The sequence below is a fragment of the uncultured Roseobacter sp. genome, assembly GCF_947493125.1.
Taxonomy (GTDB): domain Bacteria; phylum Pseudomonadota; class Alphaproteobacteria; order Rhodobacterales; family Rhodobacteraceae; genus Roseobacter.
This window is the reverse complement of the sequence record NZ_CANLQB010000001.1, coordinates 296,351-322,603: the sequence shown is the minus strand read 5'-3', so window position 1 is coordinate 322,603 and position 26,253 is coordinate 296,351. Positions and strand designations below refer to the sequence as shown.

Annotated in this window: 29 protein-coding genes; 18 read left to right on the top strand and 11 right to left on the bottom strand. The window is 65.4% G+C overall.

The window, feature by feature from the left end:
• Together Q1A71_RS01650 and Q1A71_RS01645 are read right to left on the bottom strand one after the other, a co-directional pair.
• Positions 1-696 (bottom strand): hypothetical protein, encoded by a 696-nt coding sequence (locus Q1A71_RS01650; RefSeq protein ID WP_299671021.1) that lies wholly within the window; start codon positions 694-696, stop codon positions 1-3.
• Between the two features lie 44 nt (positions 697-740).
• Positions 741-1,649: a MoxR family ATPase gene (locus Q1A71_RS01645; protein WP_299671019.1), complete on the bottom strand. Its 909-nt coding sequence runs from the start codon at positions 1,647-1,649 to the stop codon at positions 741-743.
• A gap of 155 nt (positions 1,650-1,804) precedes the next feature.
• On the opposite strand from Q1A71_RS01645, the gene Q1A71_RS01640 reads away from it, so the two are divergent.
• The 5 genes from Q1A71_RS01640 (at position 1,805) to Q1A71_RS01620 (ending at position 7,343) form a co-directional block, all read left to right on the top strand.
• On the top strand, positions 1,805-2,929 hold the full coding sequence (locus tag Q1A71_RS01640; protein ID WP_299671017.1) for a glycosyltransferase family 2 protein: 1,125 nt from the start codon (positions 1,805-1,807) through the stop codon (positions 2,927-2,929).
• Positions 2,930-2,953: 24 nt separating this feature from the next.
• A complete protein-coding gene (locus tag Q1A71_RS01635) occupies positions 2,954-3,883 on the top strand; it encodes a phosphoadenosine phosphosulfate reductase (protein WP_299671015.1) in 930 nt (309 codons plus the stop codon).
• A gap of 38 nt (positions 3,884-3,921) precedes the next feature.
• Complete coding sequence (gene pyrC, locus Q1A71_RS01630) at positions 3,922-4,956, top strand: dihydroorotase (protein WP_299671013.1); 1,035 nt, start codon at positions 3,922-3,924, stop codon at positions 4,954-4,956.
• Between the two features lie 63 nt (positions 4,957-5,019).
• Entirely contained in the window at positions 5,020-5,700 is a 681-nt protein-coding gene (locus Q1A71_RS01625; RefSeq protein ID WP_299671011.1) for an orotate phosphoribosyltransferase, read from the top strand.
• Positions 5,701-5,855: 155 nt separating this feature from the next.
• Positions 5,856-7,343, top strand: coding sequence for a replicative DNA helicase (locus Q1A71_RS01620; protein ID WP_299671009.1), 1,488 nt, complete (start codon positions 5,856-5,858; stop codon positions 7,341-7,343).
• A gap of 213 nt (positions 7,344-7,556) precedes the next feature.
• Here Q1A71_RS01620 and Q1A71_RS01615 read toward each other — a convergent pair whose 3' ends face one another.
• The 4 genes from Q1A71_RS01615 to pufB form a co-directional block, all read right to left on the bottom strand.
• Entirely contained in the window at positions 7,557-8,246 is a 690-nt protein-coding gene (locus Q1A71_RS01615) for a hypothetical protein (RefSeq protein ID WP_299671007.1), read from the bottom strand.
• Positions 8,243-9,679: a PucC family protein gene (locus tag Q1A71_RS01610; RefSeq protein ID WP_299671005.1), complete on the bottom strand. Its 1,437-nt coding sequence runs from the start codon at positions 9,677-9,679 to the stop codon at positions 8,243-8,245. Before Q1A71_RS01610 ends, Q1A71_RS01615 begins: the two co-directional genes overlap by 4 nt.
• Before the next feature lie 84 nt (positions 9,680-9,763).
• Positions 9,764-10,114, bottom strand: a complete 351-nt coding sequence (locus Q1A71_RS01605) for a light-harvesting protein (RefSeq protein WP_299671003.1) — start codon at positions 10,112-10,114, stop codon at positions 9,764-9,766.
• Between the two features lie 12 nt (positions 10,115-10,126).
• The gene (gene pufB / locus Q1A71_RS01600; RefSeq protein WP_299671001.1) at positions 10,127-10,282 is read right to left on the bottom strand and encodes a light-harvesting antenna LH1, beta subunit; all 156 of its coding nucleotides are present in this window, start codon (positions 10,280-10,282) and stop codon (positions 10,127-10,129) included.
• A gap of 295 nt (positions 10,283-10,577) precedes the next feature.
• Between pufB and Q1A71_RS01595 the strand changes: the two genes are divergently transcribed.
• From Q1A71_RS01595 to Q1A71_RS01575, 5 genes are all read left to right on the top strand, one after another.
• A complete protein-coding gene (locus Q1A71_RS01595) occupies positions 10,578-11,366 on the top strand; it encodes a DUF1194 domain-containing protein (protein WP_299670999.1) in 789 nt (262 codons plus the stop codon).
• A 71-nt stretch (positions 11,367-11,437) separates the two neighbouring features.
• On the top strand, positions 11,438-12,469 hold the full coding sequence (alr, locus tag Q1A71_RS01590) for an alanine racemase (RefSeq protein ID WP_299670997.1): 1,032 nt from the start codon (positions 11,438-11,440) through the stop codon (positions 12,467-12,469).
• On the top strand, positions 12,469-13,242 hold the full coding sequence (locus tag Q1A71_RS01585) for an ABC transporter permease (protein ID WP_299670994.1): 774 nt from the start codon (positions 12,469-12,471) through the stop codon (positions 13,240-13,242). Before alr ends, Q1A71_RS01585 begins: the two co-directional genes overlap by 1 nt.
• Positions 13,239-13,985, top strand: coding sequence for an ATP-binding cassette domain-containing protein (locus Q1A71_RS01580; RefSeq protein ID WP_299670993.1), 747 nt, complete (start codon positions 13,239-13,241; stop codon positions 13,983-13,985). The genes Q1A71_RS01585 and Q1A71_RS01580 overlap by 4 nt, the downstream gene beginning before the upstream one ends.
• Positions 13,986-14,346: 361 nt before the next feature.
• Complete coding sequence (locus tag Q1A71_RS01575; protein ID WP_299670991.1) at positions 14,347-15,123, top strand: DNA repair protein; 777 nt, start codon at positions 14,347-14,349, stop codon at positions 15,121-15,123.
• Between the two features lie 156 nt (positions 15,124-15,279).
• Here Q1A71_RS01575 and Q1A71_RS01570 read toward each other — a convergent pair whose 3' ends face one another.
• The gene (locus Q1A71_RS01570; protein WP_299670989.1) at positions 15,280-15,462 is read right to left on the bottom strand and encodes a hypothetical protein; all 183 of its coding nucleotides are present in this window, start codon (positions 15,460-15,462) and stop codon (positions 15,280-15,282) included.
• Positions 15,463-15,714: 252 nt separating this feature from the next.
• On the bottom strand, positions 15,715-16,095 hold the full coding sequence (locus Q1A71_RS01565; protein WP_299670987.1) for a cupin domain-containing protein: 381 nt from the start codon (positions 16,093-16,095) through the stop codon (positions 15,715-15,717).
• Positions 16,096-16,318: 223 nt separating this feature from the next.
• Here Q1A71_RS01565 and radA point away from each other — a divergent pair, with 223 nt between their 5' ends.
• From radA to Q1A71_RS01525, 8 genes are all read left to right on the top strand, one after another.
• Complete coding sequence (gene radA, locus Q1A71_RS01560; RefSeq protein ID WP_299670985.1) at positions 16,319-17,680, top strand: DNA repair protein RadA; 1,362 nt, start codon at positions 16,319-16,321, stop codon at positions 17,678-17,680.
• A gap of 29 nt (positions 17,681-17,709) precedes the next feature.
• Positions 17,710-18,264, top strand: a complete 555-nt coding sequence (locus Q1A71_RS01555) for a CvpA family protein (protein WP_299670983.1) — start codon at positions 17,710-17,712, stop codon at positions 18,262-18,264.
• A 155-nt stretch (positions 18,265-18,419) separates the two neighbouring features.
• Positions 18,420-19,901, top strand: a complete 1,482-nt coding sequence (gene purF / locus Q1A71_RS01550; RefSeq protein ID WP_299671941.1) for an amidophosphoribosyltransferase — start codon at positions 18,420-18,422, stop codon at positions 19,899-19,901.
• A 27-nt stretch (positions 19,902-19,928) separates the two neighbouring features.
• Positions 19,929-20,351 carry a DUF1801 domain-containing protein gene (locus tag Q1A71_RS01545; protein WP_299670981.1) on the top strand — a complete coding sequence of 141 codons (423 nt, stop codon included), beginning with the start codon at positions 19,929-19,931 and terminating at the stop codon, positions 20,349-20,351.
• 31 nt (positions 20,352-20,382) lie between these two features.
• Complete coding sequence (locus Q1A71_RS01540) at positions 20,383-21,033, top strand: SDR family NAD(P)-dependent oxidoreductase (RefSeq protein ID WP_299670979.1); 651 nt, start codon at positions 20,383-20,385, stop codon at positions 21,031-21,033.
• 74 nt (positions 21,034-21,107) lie between these two features.
• Positions 21,108-21,893, top strand: coding sequence for a 5'/3'-nucleotidase SurE (gene surE, locus Q1A71_RS01535; protein WP_299670977.1), 786 nt, complete (start codon positions 21,108-21,110; stop codon positions 21,891-21,893).
• Entirely contained in the window at positions 21,890-22,534 is a 645-nt protein-coding gene (locus Q1A71_RS01530; protein ID WP_299670975.1) for a protein-L-isoaspartate(D-aspartate) O-methyltransferase, read from the top strand. Before surE ends, Q1A71_RS01530 begins: the two co-directional genes overlap by 4 nt.
• A gap of 71 nt (positions 22,535-22,605) precedes the next feature.
• A complete protein-coding gene (locus Q1A71_RS01525; RefSeq protein ID WP_299670972.1) occupies positions 22,606-23,784 on the top strand; it encodes a LysM peptidoglycan-binding domain-containing protein in 1,179 nt (392 codons plus the stop codon).
• Positions 23,785-24,065: 281 nt separating this feature from the next.
• Here Q1A71_RS01525 and Q1A71_RS01520 read toward each other — a convergent pair whose 3' ends face one another.
• The 3 genes from Q1A71_RS01520 to tatB are packed head-to-tail and all read right to left on the bottom strand — an operon-like array spanning position 24,066 to position 26,253.
• Positions 24,066-24,932 (bottom strand): ATP-binding protein, encoded by an 867-nt coding sequence (locus Q1A71_RS01520; protein ID WP_299670970.1) that lies wholly within the window; start codon positions 24,930-24,932, stop codon positions 24,066-24,068.
• The gene (gene tatC / locus Q1A71_RS01515; RefSeq protein ID WP_299670968.1) at positions 24,929-25,804 is read right to left on the bottom strand and encodes a twin-arginine translocase subunit TatC; all 876 of its coding nucleotides are present in this window, start codon (positions 25,802-25,804) and stop codon (positions 24,929-24,931) included. Before tatC ends, Q1A71_RS01520 begins: the two co-directional genes overlap by 4 nt.
• Positions 25,801-26,253, bottom strand: a complete 453-nt coding sequence (gene tatB / locus Q1A71_RS01510) for a Sec-independent protein translocase protein TatB (protein WP_299670966.1) — start codon at positions 26,251-26,253, stop codon at positions 25,801-25,803. Before tatB ends, tatC begins: the two co-directional genes overlap by 4 nt.

Genomic DNA, 26,253 nt, shown 5'->3' with positions numbered 1-26,253 from the left:
CTATTTCGGCGGCAACACGGCCAGTTCGTATTCCCCGCCACCCACATGACGCTGGTACACCTTCAGATAAAGCCAAACGGGAAAGTCGGAGGAAATCGTCAGGTACTCCGCACCATTTCTGGTCTCGACGTACCCCTTGTATTCTTCCCGGGCGTTGAACACATCCACACGGGTGTAACTCCCGCTGATGTGGCGCAGCATGATCTCGTGTCCGGCAAACCCGTCTTCGGGTGTGCGCAGCGCGAACCAGTCCGTGTCGGAACTGTCGAAGGCGCCGGTGACCCTCTGTCCGATGGCCAGAATATTCGGCGTCTGCACCGTGTCATTGGCTTCGACCTCTTTCACGACTTCTCCCGCGGGCAAGGCCACAAGCGACAGATCACTGTCCCCCGGAGCGCTTGGCCGGGGCTGCTGTCCGACTGCCACATTCTCCGTCGGTGCGGGCGCGACGGGCTGGTCCGGCTGGGCGGTTTCGCTTTTTTCGGGGACAAACAAGGTCACCGCAAGAAACGCAGCCCCAATGATGAAGACAAGCAGACCCGCCGAGGAGCTTTCGAACTTCAGTCCAAAAAGCTCAAGTTTTGCAACGCCTTGCGGCTTGGGCCGCAGCATCATGTAGAGCCCTGCCGCGGCAAAGAGCCCGCCGGCCGCCATCAAGGCCAACATGCGCGCCGAACTGATTGGTTCAAACTCCATAGATCAAATCCCCCGGTGTCACGTTAACACACCCCGGCGACCTGTCACGCAGGCATCAGGCTGCTCTTGACCTCTTCCAGGATGCGCTTGGCTTCCGAGCCCTGCAGCTTCTGGATGTCGTCCTGATACTTCAGGATCGCCCCCAGCGTATCGGCAATGACCTCGGGGCTCAGATTGATCACATCCAGCGCCAGCAGGCATTTCGCCCAATCGATGGTCTCGGCCACGCCCGGCTTCTTAAACAGATCCTCCGTGCGCAGCTGCTGCACGAAGGCCACAACCTCGCGGCTCAACGCCTCCGCCGCCTCGGGTGCCCGCGCGGCGAGGATCTCCATCTCGCGGTCGAAATCCGGATAATCCACCCAATGATAGAGACACCGCCGCTTCAGCGCGTCATGCACCTCGCGCGTCCGGTTCGAGGTGAGGATCACAACAGGCGGCTCCGGCGCCTTGATCGTCCCCAGCTCCGGGATCGTCACCTGAAAATCGCTCAGCGCCTCCAGCAGAAATGCCTCGAAAGGCTCATCGGTGCGGTCCAGCTCGTCGATGAGCAGCACCGGCGCGCCGTTCTCATCGGGCCGCATCGCCTCTAGCAAAGGCCGCTCGATCAGATATTCATCGCTGAACAACTCCGCCTGCAGTTCCGCCCGCTCGGCGCCACCCGCCGCCTCCGCCGTGCGAATGGCCACCATCTGCGCCGGAAAATTCCACTCGTAAACAGCGGTCGCCGCGTCCAGCCCCTCATAGCACTGCAACCGAATGAGCCGCCGGTTCAACCCCGCCGCCAGCGCCTTGGCGATCTCGGTCTTGCCGACCCCCGCCTCGCCCTCCAGAAACAGCGGGCGCCCCAGCCGCAGCGCCAGAAACACCACGGTGCCCAGCGCCCGATCACAGACATAGCCCTCTGCTGCCAGCATCTCCTGCACGGCATCAATCGTCTCAACTCCGGCCATGGGTCCTCCTCTTTGACTTTGATACCTGCATCCCACGCCTGGCGGGTCAAGCACGCAGAGGGGGGCTTTTGGTCTACGTTGACGGCGCGCGTCGCGCCTGCCATGGTCACCGACACGCTGCCAAACGAGGACCGGGTCCCCCATGAGTGCCCTGCATGCCCGCCCCGCCCATGGCTGAGCCAGCACCCAAGATCACCGCCGTCCTGACCGTGCGCAACGAGGCTGCCTTCCTGCTGGACTGGCTCGCGCATCACCGCGCGGCGGGTGTCACCGATTTTGTCGTCTGCTCCAACGCCTGCGACGATGGCACCGATGCCATGCTCGACCGCCTGGCCGAGATGGGCTGGCTCGCGCATCTGCGCAATGAGGGGCCTTACGGCAACCGCGGCATCCAGTTCACCGCGCTGAAACTGGCCGACAAACACCCGCTTGTCACAAACGCCCACTGGCTCCTGCCGCTGGACATCGACGAATTCGTGAACGTGAAGACCGGCGACAACACCCTGCCCGCGCTGCTCGAAACTTTGCCCGACGCCACAGCGATCACCCTCACCTGGCGGCTCTTCGGCAACGCAGGCCACGCCCGCTACGACGACATCCCCGTGACCGAGCGCTTCACCCGCTGCGCGCCCGAGGTGATCTTCTGGCCCTGGCGCGCGGTCATGTTCAAGACGCTCTACCGCAACGACGGCATCTACGGAAAACTCGGCGTGCACCGCCCCAAGGCGCCCAACCGCGACCGGCTCGACAACGCCCGCTGGATGGACGGCGAGGGCCGCACCCTCGGCGGCCCCTTCAAAACCCGCCGCGTGTTTTCCGACTACGGCCAGCCGAACTATGGTCTGGTGCAACTCAATCACTATCCGCTGGGCGACATGGAAAGCTTCGTGCTCAAGGCGGATCGCGGGCGCGCGGTGCATGCGGATGTGCCTCTGGCGCTCGACTACTGGGTGGAGCGCAACTTTACCACCGAAGAGGATACCTCCATCGACGCCCTGAAACCCGGACGCGATGCGCTGCGGGCCGACCTGATGGCCGACGCCACCCTGGCCCGCCTGCACGCCGAAGCGGTGGCCTGGCGCAAGGCCCGCTTCGAAGCGCTGATGCGGCAGGAGACGTTTCGCGCCCTCTATGCGCGCCTGCTCATGGCGCCACCGTCGCACCCGATCTCGCGCGAGGCGGCACAGCACCTGACCCACTTCGCGCTGCAGGACGGCCAGAACATCAACAGCGAGCGATCCCCTCCTCCGGTTTACAAACGCAGCCCCCCCGACGTATGACCGCAAAGGGGGGAGACGCGCGCCATGCCGCAAACAGCCGTGGATTTCGAGCAGTCGCTTGGGGAGCTGCCCTGGCAGGGCTGGCTGTCGGGCGTGTCCGCTCTGGTCAGCGCCCGCGGGTCCCTGACCCGGCTCGGCCCGCGCCACGGCGCCGTCTATGTCAAGAGCGGCCCGACCCTTCTGGTCTCCTTCGAAAACCATCGGGCGATCCAGGCGCTCTCGCCGCACGGCTATCCGCTGGGCTGGGATGCGGCGCACCGCTTTGACTGGTCGCACCTGGGCCTGATCAGCGACGGCGACACCTGGTTCCGCGATGCGGCGGTCTTTGCCCATATGGACGCGCTTGTGGACGATGGCGTCTTCGACGGCTTTGACCGGGTGCTGTTCTACGGCGCCGGCCCCTGTGGCTATGCCGCTGCCGCTTTCTCGGTGGCCGCCCCTGGCGCCACGGTCGTCGCGCTCCAGCCGCAGGCCACGCTCGATCCCGGCCTCGCCGCCTGGGACAGGCGCTTTGTCGGGATGCGCCGCACCAGCTTCACCGACCGCTACGGCTATGCCCCCGATATGCTCGACGCCGCCCGGGACGCCTTCATCCTCTTCGACCCCGACCAGAGGGAAGACGCCATGCACGCGGCCCTTTGCGCCCGCCCCCATGTGACGCTGCTGCGGGCGCGCGGAATGGGCGGCATGCTGCAGAGCGATCTTTTGCACATGGGCTGTCTGGCCGAACTGCTCTCCGCCGCCGCGGGCGACAGGCTCACGCCACAGCGCGTCGGACAGCTGTTGCGCGCGCGGCGCGATCACATGCCCTACCTGCGCCGCCTGCTGACCCGCCTGAACCCCGGCACCCACCCGCGCCGGGTCGAACTGCTCTGCCGCGCGGTGCTCCGGCGCCACACCGCGCCCCGCTTCGCCCACCGGCTGGAACAGGTGCGCGGCGCCCCGGCCGTCTGATGCTGGCCCTGCCCGCGCAGCTGTGCTAGCGCAGGATCATGAGCCAGACCCTGACCCTCCGCCGCCCCGACGATTGGCACCTGCACCTGCGCGATGGCGCCATGCTGCGCGCGGTCCTGCCCGAAACCACCCGCCATTTCGCCCGCGCGATCATCATGCCGAACCTCGTGCCGCCCGTGGTCACTGCTGCGGACGCCCGCGCCTACCGCGACCGCATTCTCGCCGCCCTGCCGACAGGTGCCACCTTCACCCCGCTGATGACGCTCTACCTCACCGAAGACACCGACCCTGCCGATGTGGCCGCCGCCCAAGCCTCCGGCCTCGTGCATGCGGTCAAACTCTACCCCGCAGGCGCCACCACGAATTCCGCCAGTGGTGTCAAAGACTTCGACAAAGTCCGCCCGGTGCTCGAGAAGATGGCCGAGATCGGCCTGCCGCTCTGCGTGCACGGCGAGGTCACTGACGCCGACATCGACATCTTCGACCGCGAGGCCGTCTTCATCGACCGCGTGCTCGACCCGATCCGCCGCGCGACCCCCGGCCTGCGCGTGGTGATGGAACACATCACCACCTCCAACGCGGTCGACTACGCCCGCGACCAGGACGACACCCTGGGCGCCACGATCACCACGCACCACCTGGTGATCAACCGCAACCACATCCTCGCAGGCGGCATCAAACCGCATTACTACTGCCTGCCCGTCGCCAAACGCGAGGAGCACCGCCTCGCCCTGCGCGAGGCCGCCACCTCCGGCGCGGCCCGCTTCTTCCTCGGCACCGACTCAGCTCCGCACACCGATGCCAACAAGCTCCTGCCCCGCGGCTGCGCGGGCTGCTTCACCGCGCCCAATACGCTCTCGATCCTCGCCCAGATCTTCGAGGAGGAGGGCGCGCTCGACCGCCTCGAAGCCTTCACCTCGCTGAACGGCCCCGCCTTCTACGGCCTGCCACCCAACGACGACACCCTGACCCTCGCCAAAACCGGCGCCAGCTACCCCGACCATATCATCACCGACGACGGCCCCGTCACCGTCTTCGACCCCGGCTTCCCCCTCGACTGGGCGGTGACCTAGGCTTCATTCTTCCTGAAATACTCCCGCCGGAGGCACCCGCCCTCCGCCACAAAGGACCACCAGATGATCCCCAGCAGCTACCCCGACCCGACCGAGATCGCCCGTCTCACCGCGCGCATGCTGCTGGAAATCAAGGCGGTGCACTTCAACGCAGACACCCCCTTCGTCCTCGCCTCCGGCCTGCCCAGCCCTACCTACATCGATTGCCGCAAACTGATCAGCCACCCGCGCATCCGCTCCACTCTGATGGACTTCCTCACTGTGACCGTAATGCGCAACGCAGGCTTCGAGGCCTTCGACAACATCGCCGGTGGCGAGACCGCGGGCATCCCCTTCGCCGCCATGGTGGCCGAGCGCATGGGCCTGCCCATGACCTACGTCCGCAAGAAACCCAAAGGCTACGGCAAGGGCGCGCGCATCGAAGGCGACATGGCGGAGGGCCAGCGTGTGCTCCTGGTCGAGGACCTCACCACCGACGGCGGCTCCAAGCTCAGCTTCGTCGACGCGATTCGCGAAACAGGTGCTGTCTGCGGGCACACCGCGGTCATCTTCTACTACGGGATTTTCCCGGAGACGGAAAAGACCCTTGGCGATCATGGGGTTGCCCTGCACTCCTTGTGCACCTGGTGGGATGTGCTGGCTGAGGCCCGCGTGGAAGGCGCCTTCGACGCCGCTACCCTGACGGAGGTCGAGACCTTCCTCAACGATCCCCGCGCCTGGCAGGCGGCCCGAAAAAGCGACTAAGCGCGCACCTTCCCTTGTATTTCACGTGCAATGCACCACCAGATCAGGTATGTTTTTCAGATAAAAACATATCCACACGTTATACCGTCTTATCCCGATTGCATGTCACAGACCGGCACGGGTAAGACCGTCGACGGGACAAGGTGGGCACGGGCATGAACGAAATCACGGCATTCAATCCAACCGGCGTGGACGTGCAGGCGCCCGAGACGATGCCGCATTCCATCGAGGCCGAACAGCAGCTTCTGGGCGCGATCCTGACCAACAACGACGTCTATGACCGGGTCACGTCTATCATCAACGCGAAACACTTTTATGACCCCGTGCACGCGCGCATCTTCGAGATTGCCTCGGCGCGCATTGCCAAGAACAACCTGGCCTCCCCCGTCACGCTCAAGGCCTTCATGGAAGACGACGAGGGGCTGAAGGAGCTCGGCGGCCCGGCCTATCTGGTGCGCCTCGCGGGGGCGGCCATCTCCGCCTTCGCCGTCCGCGACTACGCGCAGATGATCTACGATCTTTCCGTGCGCCGGGACCTCATCCAGCTCGGCCGCGAAATCTCCGACAAGGCCGCCAAGGTCGATGTCGCCTCCGAACCGAAAGAGCAGATCGTCGAGGCCGAACAGGCGCTCTACAATCTCGCCGAGCAAGGCAATACAGAAGGAGGATTTCAAAGCTTTCTCAAGGCGGTAACGGACGCTGTTAATGTCGCTAACGCGGCCTATCAACGCGATGGCGGCCTCGCCGGCGTCTCCACCGGGCTTGTAGATATGGACAAGAAGCTCGGCGGTCTGCACCGGTCTGACCTGCTGATCCTTGCGGGCCGCCCGTCCATGGGCAAGACGTCGCTGGCCACCAACATCGCCTTCAACATCGCCAAGGCCTACAAGAAGGGTGTGCGCCACGACGGCACCGAAGGCGCCGTCAACGGCGGTGTCGTGGGCTTCTTTTCTCTCGAGATGAGTGCCGAGCAGCTCGCCGCGCGGATTCTGTCAGAGGCAGCAGAAGTGCCCAGCGAACAGATCCGTCGCGGCGATATGACCGAAGGCGAATTCCGCCGCTTCGTCGAGGCCGCCAAGGCGCTCGAGGCCTGCCCGCTCTACATCGACGACACGCCCTCGATCCCCATCGCGCAGCTCGCCGCCCGCGCGCGCCGGCTGAAACGGACCCACGGGCTCGATCTGCTGATCGTCGATTACATCCAGCTCGCCCGCGGCACCTCCGACAACCGGGTGCAGGAAATCGGCGAGATCTCCATGGGGCTAAAAGCCATCGCCAAAGAGCTCGACATCCCCGTCATCGGCCTGTCGCAGCTCTCCCGGCAGGTCGAGAACCGTGAGGACAAACGCCCGCAACTCAGTGACCTGCGCGAATCCGGCTCCATCGAGCAGGACGCCGATGTGGTCATGTTCGTCTTCCGCGAGGAGTACTACAAGGAGCGGGAAAAGCCGGGCGATCACGATCTCGAAGCCATGGCCAAATGGCAAGAGGAGATGGAGCGTCTGCACGGCCGCGCCGAGGTGATCATCGGCAAGCAGCGCCACGGCCCAATCGGCACCGTGGATCTCAGCTTCGAGGGCCGTTTCACCCGTTTCGGCAACCTCGTGCAGCCCTGGCAGCAGGGCGGCGAGCGCGAGTTTTAGAAACGTCGTCGCGCCACCCGCGCCCCTGCTCTGATTGGATATCCGCGCCACAGGCACTGTTGTGCCCCCGACCGCTTTGATGGTCTACCGCGCAGATGAGCGGATCAATAAGGGATCTGCTTGCTGCATCCAGCCAGCAGTACCTGACGTCTCTCAGGAGATGCCCCGCGTCGACCATGCACCGCAAACGTCTACGGCAACGCCCGGAAAGCGTCAGCTCACCGGCGGCCAGCCCAGCGCGCGCGACAGCGGCAGATCGCCGCCGCGGATCACCGAGTTCTTTCGCTCTGTCTTGGAGATCAGCGGCATCGGCCAGAAGGCCTTCGACATATGCTTGCCGCCTTCGATCACCGACTTCTTGCGCGGCTTGTCGGACAGGAGCGGCATCGGCCAGAACGACCGCGACATGAATTTACCGCCCTTCATCACCGAATCGCTGGGTTTGCGCGCGCGCAGCATCGGCCAGCCCAGACCGGCGGTCACCGGACCGCCCTCATACCCGGTGCGATCCATGCGCACGGTCAGGAAATGCGGATGCTCGGTCAGGATGCTCGGCGCCTTCTGCGGCCCATCGGGCACAAAGCGGTCCTCGACAACGTCCCCCGCATCCAGCGGCTCGTGCTTGGCCAGCAGCTCGCGCATCTTGGTCGCGGCCATCAGCGGTTTGTAGGTCGCGCGCACCACGAACACCGCGTGCCCCTTCTTGATGTGCTTGAGGTAAGTCTCCAATGCGCTGTCATCCACGCCTGCAGATTGCATCTTTTCGGTCAGCTCGGCGTCATCAGCGCCGCCTTTGCCGATCACCGACATATCGCGGCTCGGAACGCCCATGAACACCGCACGCTCCTTCACATAGCGGGCCTTTTCGTCGTCTTCGAACAAGCGTGTGATAATATTGGTCATGATACCTCCACCGGACGTCCGTCTGACTGAGACGGGTTGTTGACAAGACGCGTGCGCGCGGAGCGTCTCAGGATCGGCCAGACCACCACGATGGCCAGGGCCAGAAACAGAATTTCGATCAGGAAGACCGTATTATAGGGCGTCTGCGGCGCATTTCCAGCGGGCGTCAGCCCAACGACCAGATCGCGCACGATGCCCGCCGCTGCAATGCCAAGGCCCGCCGCCGTCGCCTGCACCGCGCCCCAGGCACCTAAGGACAGGCCGACGCGGTCGCTGGGTGCGGCCCGGATCGTCGCGGTCAGCGTCGCATGGCCAAAGAGCCCGGCCCCCAGACCGGTCGCAAAGACCCCCGCCAGGAACACGGGCACGCCAACCCCGAAGGACGACAGGATGATCGCGGCGAAGCCCGGCAGGCCGATCCCGGCGCCGATCACCGCATAGCGCGCCGGCGCACCGCCCCGGCTCAGGCCCCGCGCAGCCAGCGCAAACCCCGCCAGCGTGCCTGCCGCCAGCAGCGCCGTCAGCTTCGTCGTACTCGCCACCGACAGGCCCAGCACCTGCCCGCCGTAAGGCTCCATCAGCACATCGGCCATGCCGAAGCCAAAGGTCCCGAGGCCGATCACCACCAGCAGGCGCAGCATCCCCGGCCGTGCCATCAGCGTGCTCCAGGCGTCGGCAAAGCGCACCCGTGGCGCGGCCTTCATCGCCTGCGCCCGGGCGCGGCTGCGGGCTTCCTGCTGCCAGAGCGCCGCGAGGTTCAGCGCCACGGTCACAACCGCCGCACCCTGAATCACCTGAATGAGCCGCCCGGGCGTGTAAGTCTCCAACAGCGCACCGAAGACCAGCGCGCTCACCACCATGCCCAGCAGCAACATGACATACATCAGCCCCACCACCTTGGGCTGGTCCTCCTCGGCGACCAGATCGGTCGCCAGCGCCAGGCCCACGGTCTGCACCATATGCACGCCCGCCCCCACCAGCAGGAAGGACAGCGCGGCCGAGCTGTAGCCAATCCAGCGCGGCGCGTCGATCGCCTCGCCATAGCCAGACAGCACCAGCAGCGCGAACGGCATGATCGCAAAACCGCCAAACTGATAGAGCGTGCCCTTCCAGATATAGGGCGCGCGCCGCAGCCCCAGCGCCGAGACATGCACGTCGGATTTGAACCCGATGAGCGTGCGCAGCGGCGCAAAGATCAGCGGCAAGGCCAGCATCCCGGCCACCAGTGTCGCCGGCACGCTGAGTTCCACGATCATCACACGATTGAGCGTGCCCACGATCAGCACCAGCGCCATGCCCACGGTCACCTGAAACAGCGACAGCCGCAGCAGGCGTCGCAGCGGCACCTCCTCGGTCGCCACATCCGCAAAGGGCAGATACCGGGGCCCCAGGGCCGCCAGCCTGCGCATCGCAAAGGCACGATAGTCAAACATCTTCTGGTCCGCCTCAGACGGCCTGCCCGTTACCGCGGGCAGATACGGAAAGACCCGCTGCATCGCGGCAGCGGGCCCAAAGCGCTATTGCCTGAGGATCGTCCGATCCCCGGGGCTTGACGCCGCATGCACCTCCGGTGGCTGTAGAATAGCCTTCACCGGCGTGCCGTCCGACAGGATGATGGTCACCGCCTGGGTGCCATCCGCCGCGGGCGCCGCATAGGACACCTTGGCCGTGTCGCCCTGCTGCAGCATCGTGGCCGAGGCGCTCTCCGCGCCCGAGCCCAATTCATTGCCGGACAGGAAATCCGCCACCCAGGTGGTATTGCTCAGCACCGCCACATGCACGGCAAACGATCCGATTGCCACAGCACTCAGGAAGAGCGGCACACCCACGGTCGGTTTCACGACCAGCCACATTTTCGCATTGTTCATGACGTCTCTCCCTTATCCAAGCCAGGGGGTCGCGACCGCGACCAGGATGTGGGCCAGAAGCGCAATCAAACCGAAGACGCGCGTTCCATCGATGAGGTAGCTGTGGACTTCCTCAGCCTCCTCCAGGGTCAGCCCTGTTGGCCAAACCTTATCCTCACTGTCCGCCATAGTTGGTCCTCCGTTTCGACGTAAGCGATTGAGGCCAGACCCAAGCCCTGTCTGACCGCCTTCAAAACGCGCACCGTCCCAAAAATGTGTCACAGTAAATAGACATTAACAAGTGTAAATATTAATTGACAGCCGAAAGACCCCCGCCCCCGTGGCCCGGAACGGCCCCCACAGGCAAAAAATCCCGGCGCGCGCAGCAGCCCGGCACCCCCGACGCCGGACCACCGCTGCCCGCCCCCGCGGTCCACACCATTTGTGATTGGACAGGCCCGCAAATCTCTGGCGCTATGGGGCCATGCGCTGCCTCCTTCTCTGCCTGCTGATCCTGCCAAACCTGCTCCGTGCCGAGGATCTGGAAGTCGACGTCGAGCTCTTCCTCGCCGTGGATGTCTCCCGCTCCATGTCGCCCGCCGAGCTGGAAATCCAGCGCCGCGGCTATGCCGAGGCGATCACCAGCCCGCAGGTGCTCGATGCCATCGCGCACGGGCTTCTGGGCCGCATTGCCGTCACCTATGTGGAATGGGCGGGCGAATACTCCCAGCGGGTGATCGTGCCCTGGACCCTGCTGAGCACCCGGGAAGAGGCGCGCGCCGTCGCACATCAGATCACCGCGCGCTTCGACGCGGGCCTGCGCCGCACCTCGATCTCGGGCGCGCTGCTCTATGCCGCGGGCGATTTCGAGCACAACGGCTTTCACGGGCTGCGCCGGGTGATCGACGTCTCGGGCGACGGGCCGAACAACCAGGGCCGCCCCGTGACCCGCGCCCGCGATGCCGCGCTGGAGGCCGGCTTCATCATCAACGGGCTGCCGCTGATGACAACCGACGCGCTGAGCCAGATCTGGGGCATCCCCGACCTCGACATCTACTATCAGCACTGCGTCATCGGCGGGCCGGGCGCCTTTGTCATCCCCGTGCTCGACTGGGACCAGTTCGCCAATGCGGTCAAGCGCAAGCTGGTGCTCGAAATCGCGGGCGTCACCCCGCAGATCCAGCCTGTGCAATTTACACCACCCGTGGCGTATGACTGCCTCATCGGCGAAAAGATGTGGGAACAGAACCGCGCCTACTTCGATATTCCCTGACCTGCGCGCAACCCCCTGCCCAGCGCCCAGTTTCCACTTGACGCTCCGGTGATCCCTGTCAAAACGCGAGAATGGCAACTGCGATCCTTTCCATCGACATCGCCGCGCTGGTCGAGAACTGGCGCAGCCTCAGCGCCATGGCCCGGTGCGAGGCCGGCGCCGTTGTCAAGGCCGATGCCTATGGTCTCGGGGTGCAGCCCGTGGCCCGCGCGCTGTCCCGCGCCGGTGCCCGCAACTTCTTCGTGGCGGTCGCCGAGGAGGGGGCGAGCTTGCGCGAGATCCTCGGCGAGGGCCCGCAGATCAACGTCTTTTCCGGCCATATGCAGGGCGATACCGAGCTCATCCGCGACGCGCAGCTCACGCCGATGCTGAACTCCGTCGACCAGATGCTGCGGCATGTGGAAGCCCTGCCCGGCCACCCCTTCGGCCTCCAGCTCGACACCGGCATGAACCGTCTCGGCATGGAAGAGGCCGAATGGTCCGCCCTACGCGAAGTGGCACTCGGCCAGACCCCCGCGCTGATCATGTCGCATCTCGCCTGCGCCGATGAGGCCGATCACGCCATGAACGCGCGCCAGCTGCAGGTCTTCCACGAGATGACGGAGGGCATCGACGCGCCACGCTCGCTGGCCGCCACCGGAGGCATCCTGCTGGGGCCCGATTATCACTTCGACATGGTGCGCCCCGGCATCGGCCTCTACGGCGGCATGCCTTATGTCGATGCCCGCCCCGTGGTCGAATTGCACATCCCCGTGATCCAGATCCGCGATGTCGCCGTGGGCGAGAGCGTGGGCTACGGCAACGCCTGGGTCGCCCGCAGCCCCTCGCGCATCGCCACCATCTCCGCAGGCTACGCCGATGGCATCCTGCGCGGCATGGGCCCGAACGCGCATCTGCACACCGGCTCCTCCGCCGTGCCGGTGGTGGGGCGCATCTCCATGGATATGATCGGCGTCGACGTGACCGGCCTCGCGGAAGAGCCCGAGACGCTGGAGCTCATCGGCGCGCACCAATCGGTGGACACTGTCGCGGGCTTCGCCGAGACTATCGGGTACGAAATCCTGACCTCACTGGGGGCGCGTTACAAGCGGATCTACGTCTGATGAAACCCCTCGCCCTCCTTGGCCGCGCCGTTCTGGCCGCCCTGGCTATGATCGGCCGCATCGCGCTCTTTGCCTTCGACGCGGTCAGCCACATTTTGCGCCCGCCCTTCTATGGCCGCGAGTTTCTCTCGGCGCTGATGAACATCGGCTGGCTCTCGCTGCCCGTCGTCGGCCTCACGGCGGTCTTCACCGGCGGCGCGCTGGCGCTGCAGATCTACGCGGGCGGCTCGCGCTTCAACGCCGAGGCCGTAGTGCCGCAGATCGTTGCCGTCGGCATGGTGCGCGAGCTTGGCCCGGTGCTCGTCGGCCTGATGATCGCCGCCCGCGTCACCTCCTCGATCGCGGCGGAAATCGCCACCATGAAAGTGACCGAGCAGATCGACGCGCTTGTGACGCTGTCCACCCACCCGATGAAATACCTGACCGTGCCCCGCGTGCTCGCCGCCGTGCTGGTGGTGCCGCTTCTGGTGGGCGTGGGCGACATCATCGGCATCTTCGGCGGCTACGCGGTCGCCACCGGCACGCTGGGCTTCAACCCCGCCGCCTATATCCGCAACACGGTGAACTTCCTCGAACCGCTCGACGTGATCTCGTCCCTGACCAAGGGCGCGGTCTTCGGCTTCGCCGCGGCCCTGATGGGCTGCTATCACGGCATGAACTCAGGGCGCGGCGCCATGGGTGTGGGCCGCGCGACGAAAACCGCCGTCGAAGGCGCCGCGATCCTGATCCTCGCGGCCAATTTCGTGCTCACGGGAGTGTTCTTCACCCTATGATCGAGATGACAGATATCCGCAAATCCTTCGGGTCGAACCACGTGTTGCGGGGGCTGAACCTCTCGATCCCGAAAGGCACCTCGATGGTGATCATCGGCGGCTCGGGCACCGGCAAATCCATCGCGCTGAAATGCATCCTAGGGCTGATCAAACAGGACAGCGGCACCATCACCGTCGATGGCACCGACGCCAGCAAAGGCGACCGTGACGCCTTCCTCGCGCGCTTCGGCATGCTGTTCCAGGGCGGCGCGCTCTTCGACAGCCTGCCGGTCTGGCAGAACGTCGCCTTCCGCCTGCTGCGCGGCTCGCTCAAGCGGCCACACGACGAGGCGCGCGCCATCGCCATCGAAAAGCTGCGCCGCGTCGGCCTGAAGGAGGATGTGGCCGACCGCTTCCCGGCGGAACTCTCTGGCGGCATGCAGAAACGCGTGGGCCTCGCCCGCGCCATCGCCGCCGAACCCGAGATCATCTTCTTCGACGAGCCCACCACCGGGCTCGACCCGATCATGTCGGGCGTGATCAACGAGCTCATCCGCGAAATCGTGGTGGAAATGGGCGCCACCGCCATGACCATCACCCACGACATGACGAGCGTCCGCGCCATCGCCGACAATATCGCGATGCTGCACGAGGGGGTGATCCAGTGGACCGGCCCGGTGAGCGAGATGGACCAGAGCGGCAACCCCTATCTGGAGCAGTTCATCCAGGGCAAGGCCGAGGGGCCCATCGAGGCCGTGCGCTGACGCAGCGGATCTCATGCAGGGCACGGAATGGCCGCGCCCGGGACAAATAGGGGCAGCAAGCGCCCGTCCCCCCATCGAGGGGGGAGCGGGCGCTGCCCGGCGATACCGCCGGACCGGCAGGAGGCATCCTCAGGGACGGTCTATCCGGCGTTGCACGAGGTCAGACCGGCAACAATCAGGCCCGAGCGCCTGCGCTGTTGACGTTGGGGAAACACTTCTCGCCTTCAGGTAGCAGGATTCACCAAAACCTGCTTTCTTCTAAAATTTTCCACGGTTTTATGGTATCTTCGCGCAACCTCTCCGACCGCTCCGGCGCTGTTGGGGGGGTGTGGTGGTAACGATGAAATGGAAGGGGTGATCCATGCAGACCATGCAACCGACCCTCCTCGCCCTGCGCACACTGTTGCAAAGCGCGGCTCTGACGATGATCTGCCTGGCCACGCTCGCGGCCACGGTGCTGACGGCGCTTGCCGCACTGGGCGTCCTGCCCTGGCTCGACCTGCCGCTGATGATCGACGGCGCGGCGGTGCCGCAGGGCGGGCTCTATGTGCAACTGGCGCTGACCGGCCTCCTGCTTTGTCTCTGTGTCTTTCTGCCCACCAACCGGCGCGTCATGCAGCTGGAAAGCGCGCACCATGATTTCTCGATCCGCATGGAAGATGTGGCCCGCGCCTATGCCACGGCCCATGCCAGCGACCGCGCCGGGGTGTTTCAGGCACCCTCGGAATTCGATGCGGTGAAGGAGCGCATGATGCACCTGCGCAGCCATCCCGACCTCGGTGCGCTGGAGCCCGACATCCTCGAGGTGGCCGCGCAGATGAGCCGGATCAGCGAAGACATGGCGCAAGCCTACTCCAATGACCGCATGGAGCGCGCCTATGACTTCCTGCGCCAGCGTCAGCAGGAGATCGAGAGCTTTCAGGAGCGGCTCGACCACGCCAAGGCCCTGCACCAGGACATCCGCCACTGGGCCAACCGGCTGGAAGCGGATGAGGATATGGCGCGCGCGCAGCTCCATCGCATGGTAGCCGATCTGCAGGAGCTGCTGCCGGAGCTCGATCTGCCGGAGGGCCAGAGGTCGGCCCATGAGGGAGGCGCCGAGCGTGTCGTGCGCCTGACCAATCTCGCAGCCGAGTAGGACCCGCGCGGGCCTGCACCCCTACCACACCGCGCCGAACCCGACCTGCGGAAGGGGGGAAAGCGCCCTCCCCCCCATCGAAGGGGGTCGGCCGCTGCCCGGCGGTTTCCGCCGGGGCGCCCGGTGCGCGGGTCGGCTCAGAGGGTTAAACCGGGTCTAGCTCTGGTTCGCACCACGCAGCTGGCGGATGCTCCCACGAATGCTGCGCCAGCGCTGCGCTTCATCCTGATTGCCGGCCGACTTGTATTTGCGCTCCCGTTGCGCAGCCTCAAGCTCGGCCTTGTCTCCATGCGCCTGGTACAACGCACGCGCGATTTCAATTGTTTTGATCACATTCATCGGGTGGTCTCCTTCGCGTTTATGGCGCGCCGCTCTCCGGACTCTGCCACCGCGCCCGAACACACCAGGCCAGCAGCCAAAGCCACCTCGAGACAGGCCCCCGGTCTCCGGTCTCCGGTCTCCGGTCTCCGGTCTCCGCCGCGCCCGCGTCTGTCTGGAGCGCGCGTCGCAACCAGAGGCTGACCCTCACCTGGCGACGTCGCCTTCTATTATACAGCGTCGGACCCGTCGGATCAAACGTCCATCCCGGGCTCAGGCGCCGGTCCGCCCGGCCGGTGCGCCGGGGGACGACGCCACGTCCTCCCGATCGCCCCGGGTCGTCGGGCCCGAGATCACAAGGAACCGCACCGGGGCGCTGCCGCCGTTGCGCGCCTGATGCGGCACCCCCGGCGGCACCTCCAGAGCCTGCTCCGGTCCGATCCGGACCACGACACCCTCCCGCTCCATGTCCAGCACCCCGGCGAGCACGAAAAACACCTGCCGCGCGCGGGCATGCCGGTACCGGACCTCCTGCGCATCCGGCGGCATCTCCTCCAGCTTCACCGAGAGCGCGTCCGCCTCCGCCATCGGCCAGGCCAGGCAGCCCGTCCCCCAGGGCACCACCGCCACGCTCTCACGATCCACAACTGTCATATGACCTCCTGACGGCGCCGCGCGCTCTGTTTACCCCGGCCCGGCACCGACGTCACACCGACGCAATACCGACAGAATACCGACGTGATACCGACGTTGACGAATGAGCAAATTCAACGCGTTAACCCTGATTCGCCTAAAGATGACCGTACGTTGCCGCCGGGCCCGCGCAACACCCCCGAAAAGAGCTTGAGCACGCCTGCCCGCTGCGCCACAACGGGGCATGGCAAAATCCCCCTCCTTTTCCTGTTCCGCCTGCGGCAATGTCACCACCAAATGGGCCGGACGCTGCGAGGCCTGCGGCGAGTGGAACACCATCTCCGAAGACGCCGGCATCTCCAAGGGCCCGGCAAAATCGCTCGGGGCCAAGCGCGGCGCGTCCATCGTGCTCACGGACCTCGCGACCGAGGAGGCCCCGCCTCCCCGCACCACCTCCGGCATCGCCGAGCTGGACCGTGTCCTCGGTGGCGGCCTCGTCCCGGCATCGGCCATTCTGGTGGGGGGCGACCCCGGCATCGGGAAATCCACCATCCTGCTGCAGGCTGCATCAGCTTTTGCACGCAATGGTCTGAAAACCATATATGTTTCCGGCGAGGAGGCCTCGGCGCAAGTACGTATGCGCGCCCAGCGGCTCGGGCTGGCCGATGCGCCCGTGAAACTCGCCGCCGAGACCAACCTGCGCGACATCCTCACCACGCTGGAGACGGAAAAGCCCCAGCTCGCGATCATCGACTCGATCCAGACCATGTGGGCCGACAATGTCGAGAGCGCGCCGGGCTCCGTCAGCCAGGTCCGCGCCGCCGCCCATGAGCTCACCAGCTTCGCCAAGCGCAAGGGCATCAGCGTCGTGCTCGTGGGCCATGTGACCAAGGAGGGCCAGATCGCGGGCCCGCGGGTGGTGGAGCATATGGTCGACACCGTGCTCTACTTCGAAGGCGAGCGCGGGCATCAGTTCCGCATCCTGCGCGCCGTGAAAAACCGCTTTGGCCCAGCGGACGAGATCGGCGTTTTTGAAATGACAGGCAAAGGGTTATCAGAGGTTCCTAATCCATCCGCGCTGTTCCTGAGCGAACGTGGCGAGCCCTCACCCGGCTCCGTGGTCTTCGCCGGTGTCGAAGGCACCCGGCCCGTGCTGGTCGAGTTCCAGGCCCTCGTCGCGCCCTCCCCCCACGCGCAGGCCCGCCGCACCGTTGTGGGCTGGGATGGCGGACGCCTCGCAATGATCCTCGCGGTGCTCGAGGCCCGCTGCGGCATCCCCTTTGCGGGTCTCGATGTCTATCTCAACGTGGCGGGCGGCATGAAGGTGACCGAACCCGCCGCCGACCTCGCCGTCGCCGCCGCCCTGCTCTCCGCGCGGGAAGACGCCGCTTTGCCCGCGGATACGGTGGTTTTTGGCGAAATCAGCCTCTCCGGTGCGCTACGCCCCGCGTCACAAACCGAAAACAGGTTGAAAGAGGCGCAAAAACTTGGTTTCACCGCTGCCATCGCTCCCGCAGGGGGCAAGACAATCGGCGCAAGCGGTTTGAGCCTGACCACCATGGGTGATCTGACCAGCTTCGTCGGCGAGGTATTCGGCGCAGGCTGAGCGCATAAAAACAAGGGCGTTGAGAGACTATGGAAGGCTTTACCATCATTGACGGCGTCGTCGCGCTTGTCATTATCGTCTCGGCGCTGCTGGCCTACGGGCGGGGTTTCGTGCGCGAAATCATGGCCATCATCGGCTGGATCGCCGCCGCTGTTCTGGGCTTTCTCTTCGCCCCGCAGGTCGAGCCGCTGGTGCGCGAAATCCCGGTCGTGGGCGAGTTCATCGCCGACAGTTGCGAGCTGTCGATCATCGGCGCCTTCGCCCTCGTCTTCGCCGTGGCGCTGATCGTCGTGTCGCTCTTCACGCCGCTCTTTGCCTCGGTGGTGCAGCGCTCGGCCCTCGGCGGCATCGACCAGGGCTTTGGCTTCGTCTTCGGCGTGGCGCGCGGCATCCTGCTCGTCGCCATCGCCTTCTTCGTCTACGACACGGTGGTCACCGGTGAAAGCTACACCGTCGTCGATGAAAGCCGCTCTGCGGTTGTCTTCGCGCAGGTCTCGGACCGCATCCAGACCTCCGAGCCGGAGCAGGCGCTTGGCTGGATCACCCAGCAATACGAGACCCTCGTGGGCAACTGCAGCGCCTGATCCCGGTCGCGCGCGCGCAAACTTCCCGCAAGGCGTGTCGTTGACGCGACAATTCCGTGGCGGACCGTGATAGTTTCGTGACAGCCGGGACCGGACGGCCTACATACGAGAGGACGACTCGAACCGGATTCGGAGCTGCCCCGTTGTCCAAGATCATGCCCCCCGCGCATCCGTTTGATACGTCCTGTCTCGATGACGGCGAGGATGGGGACAAACTCAAGGAAGAATGCGGCGTCTTTGGCGTGATCGGGGTCAGCGAAGCCTCCAGCTTTGTCGCCCTGGGCCTGCACGCGCTGCAGCATCGCGGTCAGGAAGCCGGCGGCATCGTCAGCCACCATCCGGAACAGGGGTTCCAGTCTGCCCGCCGCTTTGGTTACGTACGCGACAACTTCACCTCGCAAAAGATCATGGAGACCCTGCCCGGCCCGCTGGCCATCGGGCATGTGCGCTATTCCACCACGGGCTCCAAGGGACAGACCGCGATCCGCGACGTGCAGCCCTTCTTTGGCGAATTTGCCATGGGCGGGGCGGCCATTGCCCACAACGGCAATATCACCAACGCCAATGCCCTGCGGCGCGAGCTGATCGAGCGCGGCTCGATCTTCCAGTCGTCCTCCGACAGCGAATGCATCATCCACCTGATGGCGCGCAGCCTGCAGCGCACCATCCCCGAGCGCATGGAAGATGCGCTGCGCCGGGTCGAAGGCGCCTTCTCCGTGGTCGCCATGACCCGCACGAAACTGATCGGCGTGCGCGACCCCCTGGGCGTCCGCCCGCTGGTGCTGGGCAAGGTCGGCGACGGCTGGGCGCTCAGCTCCGAGACCTGCGCGCTGGACATCATCGGCGGCGAGTTCATTCGCGAGATCGCACCGGGCGAGATGGTGGTGATCACCAAGGACGGCGTCGACAGCCAGTTCCCCTTCCGCCCGCAAAAGCCCCGCTTCTGCATCTTCGAGCACGTCTATTTCAGCCGCCCAGACAGCATCCTCGGCGGCCGCTCCGTCTATGAAACGCGCGAGGCCATTGGCCGCGAGCTGGCCAAGGAAGCCCCCGTCGATGCTGACCTCGTCTGCCCCGTTCCCGACAGCGGCACGCCTGCGGCCATCGGCTTTTCACTGGAATCCGGTATTCCCTACGCCATGGGCATCATCCGCAATCAATACATGGGCCGCACCTTCATCGAACCCACCGAGCAGATCCGCAATATGGGCGTGCGGCTCAAGCTCAACGTGAACCGGGCGCTGATCCAGGGCAAACGCGTGATTCTGGTGGATGACAGCGTGGTGCGTGGCACCACCAGCCGTAAGATCAAGGAGATGATCCTGGATGCCGGCGCCAAGGAGGTGCATTTCCGCATCGCCTCGCCGCCCACCGCCTGGCCCTGCTTTTACGGGGTCGACACACCGCAGCGCGAAAAACTGCTCGCCGCCACCATGTCCGAAGAGGAAATGCGCGACCATCTGCAGGTGGACAGCCTCAGGTTCATCTCGCTCGACGGGCTCTACCGCGCCGTGGGCGAGGCCGACGGGCGCAACGGCGCGCAACCGCAATACTGCGACGCCTGCTTCTCGGGTGAATACCCCGTTGAGCCCGCCGACCAGATCGAAAGCGGCTTCGAGATGAAGGCGGCGGAGTAAGGCATCATGCTAGGTCATGTCAGCACCATGACCGAAACTGACGCCATGCTAACCCTGCCAGATGACATAAACGTCCGTATCATCCGATGGTCCGCCTGCGCGCAGGCGCATTTCACAGCGCTACGCAAGATCGTGCACAACGTCGCCCTGCGCGCTGAGATCGGCACCCTGACCGAGACGCTGAAATGGGGACAGCCCTCCTGGCTGCCCGCCACACCGCGCGTCGGCTCCACCCTGCGTTGCGACTGGCATGAAACAGCGCCGGATCGGCTGAGCCTCTACGTGCATTGCCAGACCACGCTGGCTGAGACGATGCGCACGCTCTACCCCGACGCCTTCATCTACGAGGGCAACCGGGCGCTGCATATCGCACTCGACCACCCGCTGCCAGAGGCGGCTACCGACCACTGCGCCCTTCTGACGCTCACCTACCACCGCAAGAGCGCTTGACGCCGCCCGCAATCGCGCCCATGACGCGGCCATGACACAGACAGCCCTGATCACCGGTGCCTCGCGCGGCCTCGGCGCCGCCTTGGCCGAGGCCCTCGCGCCCACCCACCACATCATCGCCGTCGCCAAGACCACCGGCGCGCTGGAGGAGCTCGACGACCGCATCAAGGTCAAGGGCGGCACCGCCACGCTGGCGCCGATGGACATCACCAAACCGGAAGCGATGGCCACGCTCTGCCGCGGCATCTTCGAGCGCTGGGGTCACCTCGATCTGTGGCTGCACACCGCGATCCACGCCGCCCCGCTGGCCCCCGCCGATCACATCGACACAAAGGATTTCGCAAAATCCGTCGGGGCCAATGTCACCGCCACCGGCACGCTGATCGCCTATGTGGCTCCGCTCCTGGGCGAGAATGGACAGGCCGTGTTCTTCGACGACCCGAGCGCCGGACAGAAGTTCTTTGGCAGCTACGGCGCCACCAAGGCGGCCCAGATTGCGCTCGCCCGCAGCTGGCAGGCTGAAACACGTCACACCGGCCCCCGCGTCCACATCGCGACGCCCGCGCCCATGCCCACCGCCACCCGCGCGCGCTTCTTTCCCGGCGAAGACCGCAGCGCCCTCAATGACCCGCACGCCCAGGCCGCGGACATCCTCGCACAACTTGCGGCGCCACCCGTCTAAAAACACTGCCGCCGGAGGCTCCCGCCTTGCCGCTCGCGCAACCCTCGCCTATCAAGGCGCAAAGGGACGGTTTCATGCGCATTCTCATCACCAATGACGACGGCATCAACGCCCCCGGGCTTGAGGTACTGCAGGCGATTGCCGCCGATATTGCGGGCCCCTCGGGCGAGGTCTGGACAGTCGCTCCCGCCTTTGAGCAATCCGGTGTCGGGCATTGCATCAGCTACACACACCCGATGATGATCAGCGAATTTGGCCCCCGCCGCTTCGCCGCCGAGGGCTCGCCTGCCGATTGCGTGCTCGCAGGGCTGCACGATGTGATGAAGGATGCCCCGCCCGACCTGGTGCTCTCCGGTGTGAACCGGGGCAACAACTCGGCTGAAAACACCCTCTACTCCGGCACCATCGGCGGCGCCATGGAAGCCGCCCTGCAAGGGCTGCCCGCCATCGCGCTCTCGCAATACTACGGCCCCGCGAATGCGCGCACGGAGACCCCCTTCGAGGCTGCCGCACAACATGGCGCGGAGGTGGTGCGCCGGATCCTCGGCACAACCCCGGACGAAAACGGCGGCTACCGGCTGTTCTACAACGTGAATTTCCCACCCGTGCTGGCCGCCGACGTCAAGGGCATTCGCCTTTCGACCCAAGGGCTGCGCCCCGGCACCGGCTTTTCGACCGAGCCGCATATCTCGCCCTCTGGCCGCCGCTTCCTCTGGATCCGCGGTGGCAACCAGCAGATCGCCACCGCCCCGGGCTCCGACGCCGCAGACAATCTCGACGGCTACATCTCGGTGACGCCCATGCGCGCCGACCTGACGGCCCATGACATGATGGGCGAACTCGCGGGTATCGCCACATGAGCGACGATGCGGAACGCAAGATGCAGTTCCTCTACGCCCTCCGCTCCAAGGGCGTGACCGACAGCCGCGTGCTCTCCGCCATGGAAGCGATTGACCGCGGCCCCTTCATCCGCGGCATCTTCTCGGGCCGCGCCTACGAGGACATGCCGCTGCCCATCGCCTGTGGCCAGACCATCAGCCAGCCGTCGGTCGTGGGGCTGATGACCCAGGCGCTGCACATCAGCCCCCGCGACAAGGTGCTCGAAGTGGGCACCGGCTCGGGCTACCAGGCGGCGATCCTCAGCAAGCTCGCCCGCCGCGTCTATACCATCGACCGGCACAGCCGCCTCGTGCGTGAGGCGCGCGAGCTCTTCGACGAGCTCAACCTCACCAATATCACCGCCATCACCGGCGACGGCAGCTTCGGCTACCCCGATCAGGCGCCCTTTGACCGCATCATCGTGACGGCCGCCGCCGAAGACCCGCCCGGCACGCTGATGGAGCAACTCAAGGTCGGCGGCATCATGGTCGTGCCCGTCGGTCAATCCGACGCGGTCCAGCACCTGATCGTGGTGCGCAAACGCCCGGAGGGGGTCGAATACGACGAATTGAGGCAGGTGCGCTTTGTCCCGCTACTCGAAGGCTTGGGAAAGGACACATAAGCTGCTATAACGGAGGTAACAAAGTGTTGGACAAACCAATGCATGGCAGTGGCCCGATTGAGGACAAGCAGATGACACCGATGATTTCGCACCGGCGCGTGCGGCTTTCACTCATGACCGCAACCTCTCTTTTGGTTCTGAGCGCCTGCTCAGACCCGCTGGATTTCGACCTGCGCGGCGGCCTCGGCCAGTTCAGCACCGCAAGTGCGGCCACGGGCGTCGCGATCGCCGAACGGCCCAGCCCGGATGGCCGGGGCGTCATCTCCTATCCCAATTATCAGGTGGCCGTCGCCGAGCGCGGCGATACCATCCAGAGCGTCGCCACCCGGCTGGGTGTGAGCGCCCCCGAATTGGCCCGCTTCAACGGCATCGAAGCCGACGTCCCACTGCGCCAGGGCGAGGTGATCGCCCTGCCCGGTCGCGTGGCCGAGCCGGCGCCAACCACAGCTGCCGCGTCCTCGGGTGGCGTGGACATCGGCACGCTGGCCGGCGACGCGATCAACCGCGCGCCCGAAAGCCAGGGGGTGCAGACCGCCGCCCTGCCCCCGGCCACAGCCGCAGCACCTCTCCCACAGACCGGCGAAGAGCCGACGCGCCACAAGGTAGAGCGCGGCGAGACCGCCTACACCATCGCGCGGCTTTACAATGTGCCGGTGAAATCGCTGGCCGAATGGAACGGGCTTGGCTCGGATTTTGCCATCCGCGAGGGGCAGTTCCTGCTGATCCCCGTGGCCAAGCAAGCCGCGCCCGCCCCGGTCGAAACCGTCACACGCCCCGGCACGGGCTCGCCCACGCCGACCCCGCCGAGCGCGGACAAGCCACTGCCCGAGACCGACCCCGCACCGACGGTCGAAGCCCCGCCGCCTGTCGATGTGGGCAAGCAGACGCAGACCGCCTCAGACGCGCGCATGGTCTTCCCGGTCAGTGGCTCGATCATTCGTGAATACGCCAAGGGCAAGAACGAGGGCATCAACATCAAGGCCGATGCAGGCGCTCCGGTGAAGGCCGCCGATGCAGGCACCGTCGCCGCGATCACCAAAAGCGCCGATGGCATTCCGATCATCGTGGTGCGGCATGATCCCGAACTCCTCACCGTCTACGCCAATGTGACGGATGTGGCGGTCGAGAAAGGCACGAAAGTCACGCGCGGCCAGCCGATGGCCAAGCTGCGCAGCGGCAACGACGCCTACGTGCATTTCGAGGTGCGCAAGGGTTTCGACAGCGTCGATCCGATGCCCTACCTGCAATAGCCGCTGGCTCTGAACAAACAGCGTAAAACTGTCAAAGCACTGAAATGACCCCGGAATAGCCCGGTGCCCGCCACATTCCGGCGGGCCCGGCCCTTTTCCTGACGCAGTCTGCTGTCACCCTTCGACAGGTTTACGCTGATCGGAGGCCGCCATGACATATCAACGCGCAAGGCCCCGGCGCACTGTCCGCACCTGCTTCGAATTGGGCGCGCCCGGTGGCACATGGAGGCGGTTGAACATGACGCTGCGGCCACTTGGGCCGCTTGGTCAAGCGACCAATGTCATCCGGCTGATGCAACCGGTGAACCACCCAGCGTCACGCCCTTTCGGCCTGCCAGATCGTTGAAATACTGCCACGCGACCCGACCGGAGCGCGACCCGCGCGTGGCCTGCCATTCAATCGCCTCGGCCCGCAGGTCGTCCTCACCGATCTTGACACCATAGGCGTCACAATAGCCCCGGATCATCGCCAGATACTGGTCCTGATCGCAAGGGTGGAAGCCCAGCCACAGCCCGAACCTATCAGACAGCGACACCTTCTCCTCGACCGCCTCCGACGGGTTGATCGCACTGCCACGCTCGTTCTCGATCATATCCCGGGGCATCAGGTGGCGCCGGTTCGACGTGGCATAGAGCACCACATTCTCCGGGCGCCCCTCGATGCCGCCATCCAGCACCGCCTTCAGGCTCTTGTAATGCGCGTCATCATGACCAAAGGACAGATCATCGCAGAACAGGATGAACCGATACGGCGCGCCGCGCAGCAGGTTCAACAGCCGCCCGACAGAGGGCAAATCCTCACGCTGCAACTCAACAATGCGCAGCGCGGCGTAGTTTGCGTGAATTTCGCCATGGATCGCCTTGACAAGGCTGGATTTTCCCATGCCCCGCGCGCCCCAGAGGAGCGCGTTGTTCGCAGGCAGTCCACGCGCGAACTGCTCCGTATTGGCCAGCAGCGTATCGCGCGATCTGTCCACCCCAATGAGCAGCTTGAGATCCACGCGGGCCACCTGCTGCACCGGTTCCAACCGGTCCGGATCCACATGCCAGACAAAGGCGGGAGCGACAGAGAAATCGGGCGCGTCCAGCGGCGCCGGAGCCATCCGCTCCAGCGCCGCCGCGATGCGGTCCATTGGGTCGCGGGTCACTTCGTCTGCTCCTCCGCGAGGTCGTCCGCCTCTTCCTCATCCTCGAACCACAAGCCTTCCTTACGCAACCGCGCCTCGCGCTTTTTCTCGACCCGTTTCACGAGGAAAATCGACACCTCGTAAAGCCCGTAGACCACAACAAAGAGAATGACCTGCGTGATGACATCCGGCGGGGTGACGAGTGCTGCGAGCACGAGGATGGCCACCACCGCATATTTGCGCACGTTGCCCAGGCCCTCGGAGCTGACCAGCCCGGCCTTGCCCATCAGCGTCAGCAGCACCGGCAGCTGGAAACACATCCCGAAGGCGACGATGAACTTGATGGTAAGGTTCAGATACTCCTGCGCGGAGCCCTGGAAGACAACGCTGAGGCCCGGTGTGACAGCCGGATCGCCGACCACCGCCTCGCCGCCCTCGCCAAACTGCTGGAACCCGAGAAAGAAGTCATAGGCCAGCGGCGTGACCACATAGAAGGCAAAGGACGCGCCCAGCAGGAACATCACCGGCGAGGCAATCAGGAAGGGCAGAAACGCCCCCTTCTCGTTCTTGTAGAGCCCCGGCGCCACGAAGCGCCACATCTGATGCGCGATCACCGGGAAGGCGAGGATGAAGCCGCCCAGCAGCGAGACCTTGATCGCCACGAAGAAACCTTCCTGCGGGCTGATGAAGATCAGATCGCAATCCTGCCCGCGCTCGGACAGCACGGCACAGAGGGGATCGGTCAGGAAGTTGAAGATCGGTGTGGCAACGGTGAAGCAGATGATCATGCCCACCAAAAACGCCAGCACCGAGCGGATGAGCCGCGTGCGCAGCTCGGCCAGATGCTCGATCAATGGTGCCGCGCTGTCGTCAATATCGTCGGATGCGCTCATGTTTCACTCTTGGCTGGCGGCTCAGCATCGCGCACGGCTTCCAGCTCGGCGGCCTTCGCCTGCGCTTCCTCCGCCTCTTTCATCTTGCGATCCGCAGCGGCCCGTGCGGTAGCCGCCTGGATCTTCTTGGCGTTCTCAGCCCGTTCCGCCGCCAGCTTGCCGGTTTCGCTGTCCGGATCGAACTTGCCGAGATCGGAGGCGGCGCTTTTGACTCCGTCCATCGCGGAATTGATCGGGTTGGTCGCCGCTTTCAGCCCCTTGGCCACGTCCTTGACGCCCGCCTCGTCGGCGGCGTCGTTCATCGCACGGCTGAACTCGCGCGCCATGCCCTTGGCCTTGCCCACGAACTGCCCCAACGAACGGAACAGCACCGGCAGATCCTTCGGGCCCACAACAATCAGCGCGACGATGCCGATGACCAGCATCTCCGTCCAGCCAATATCGAACAT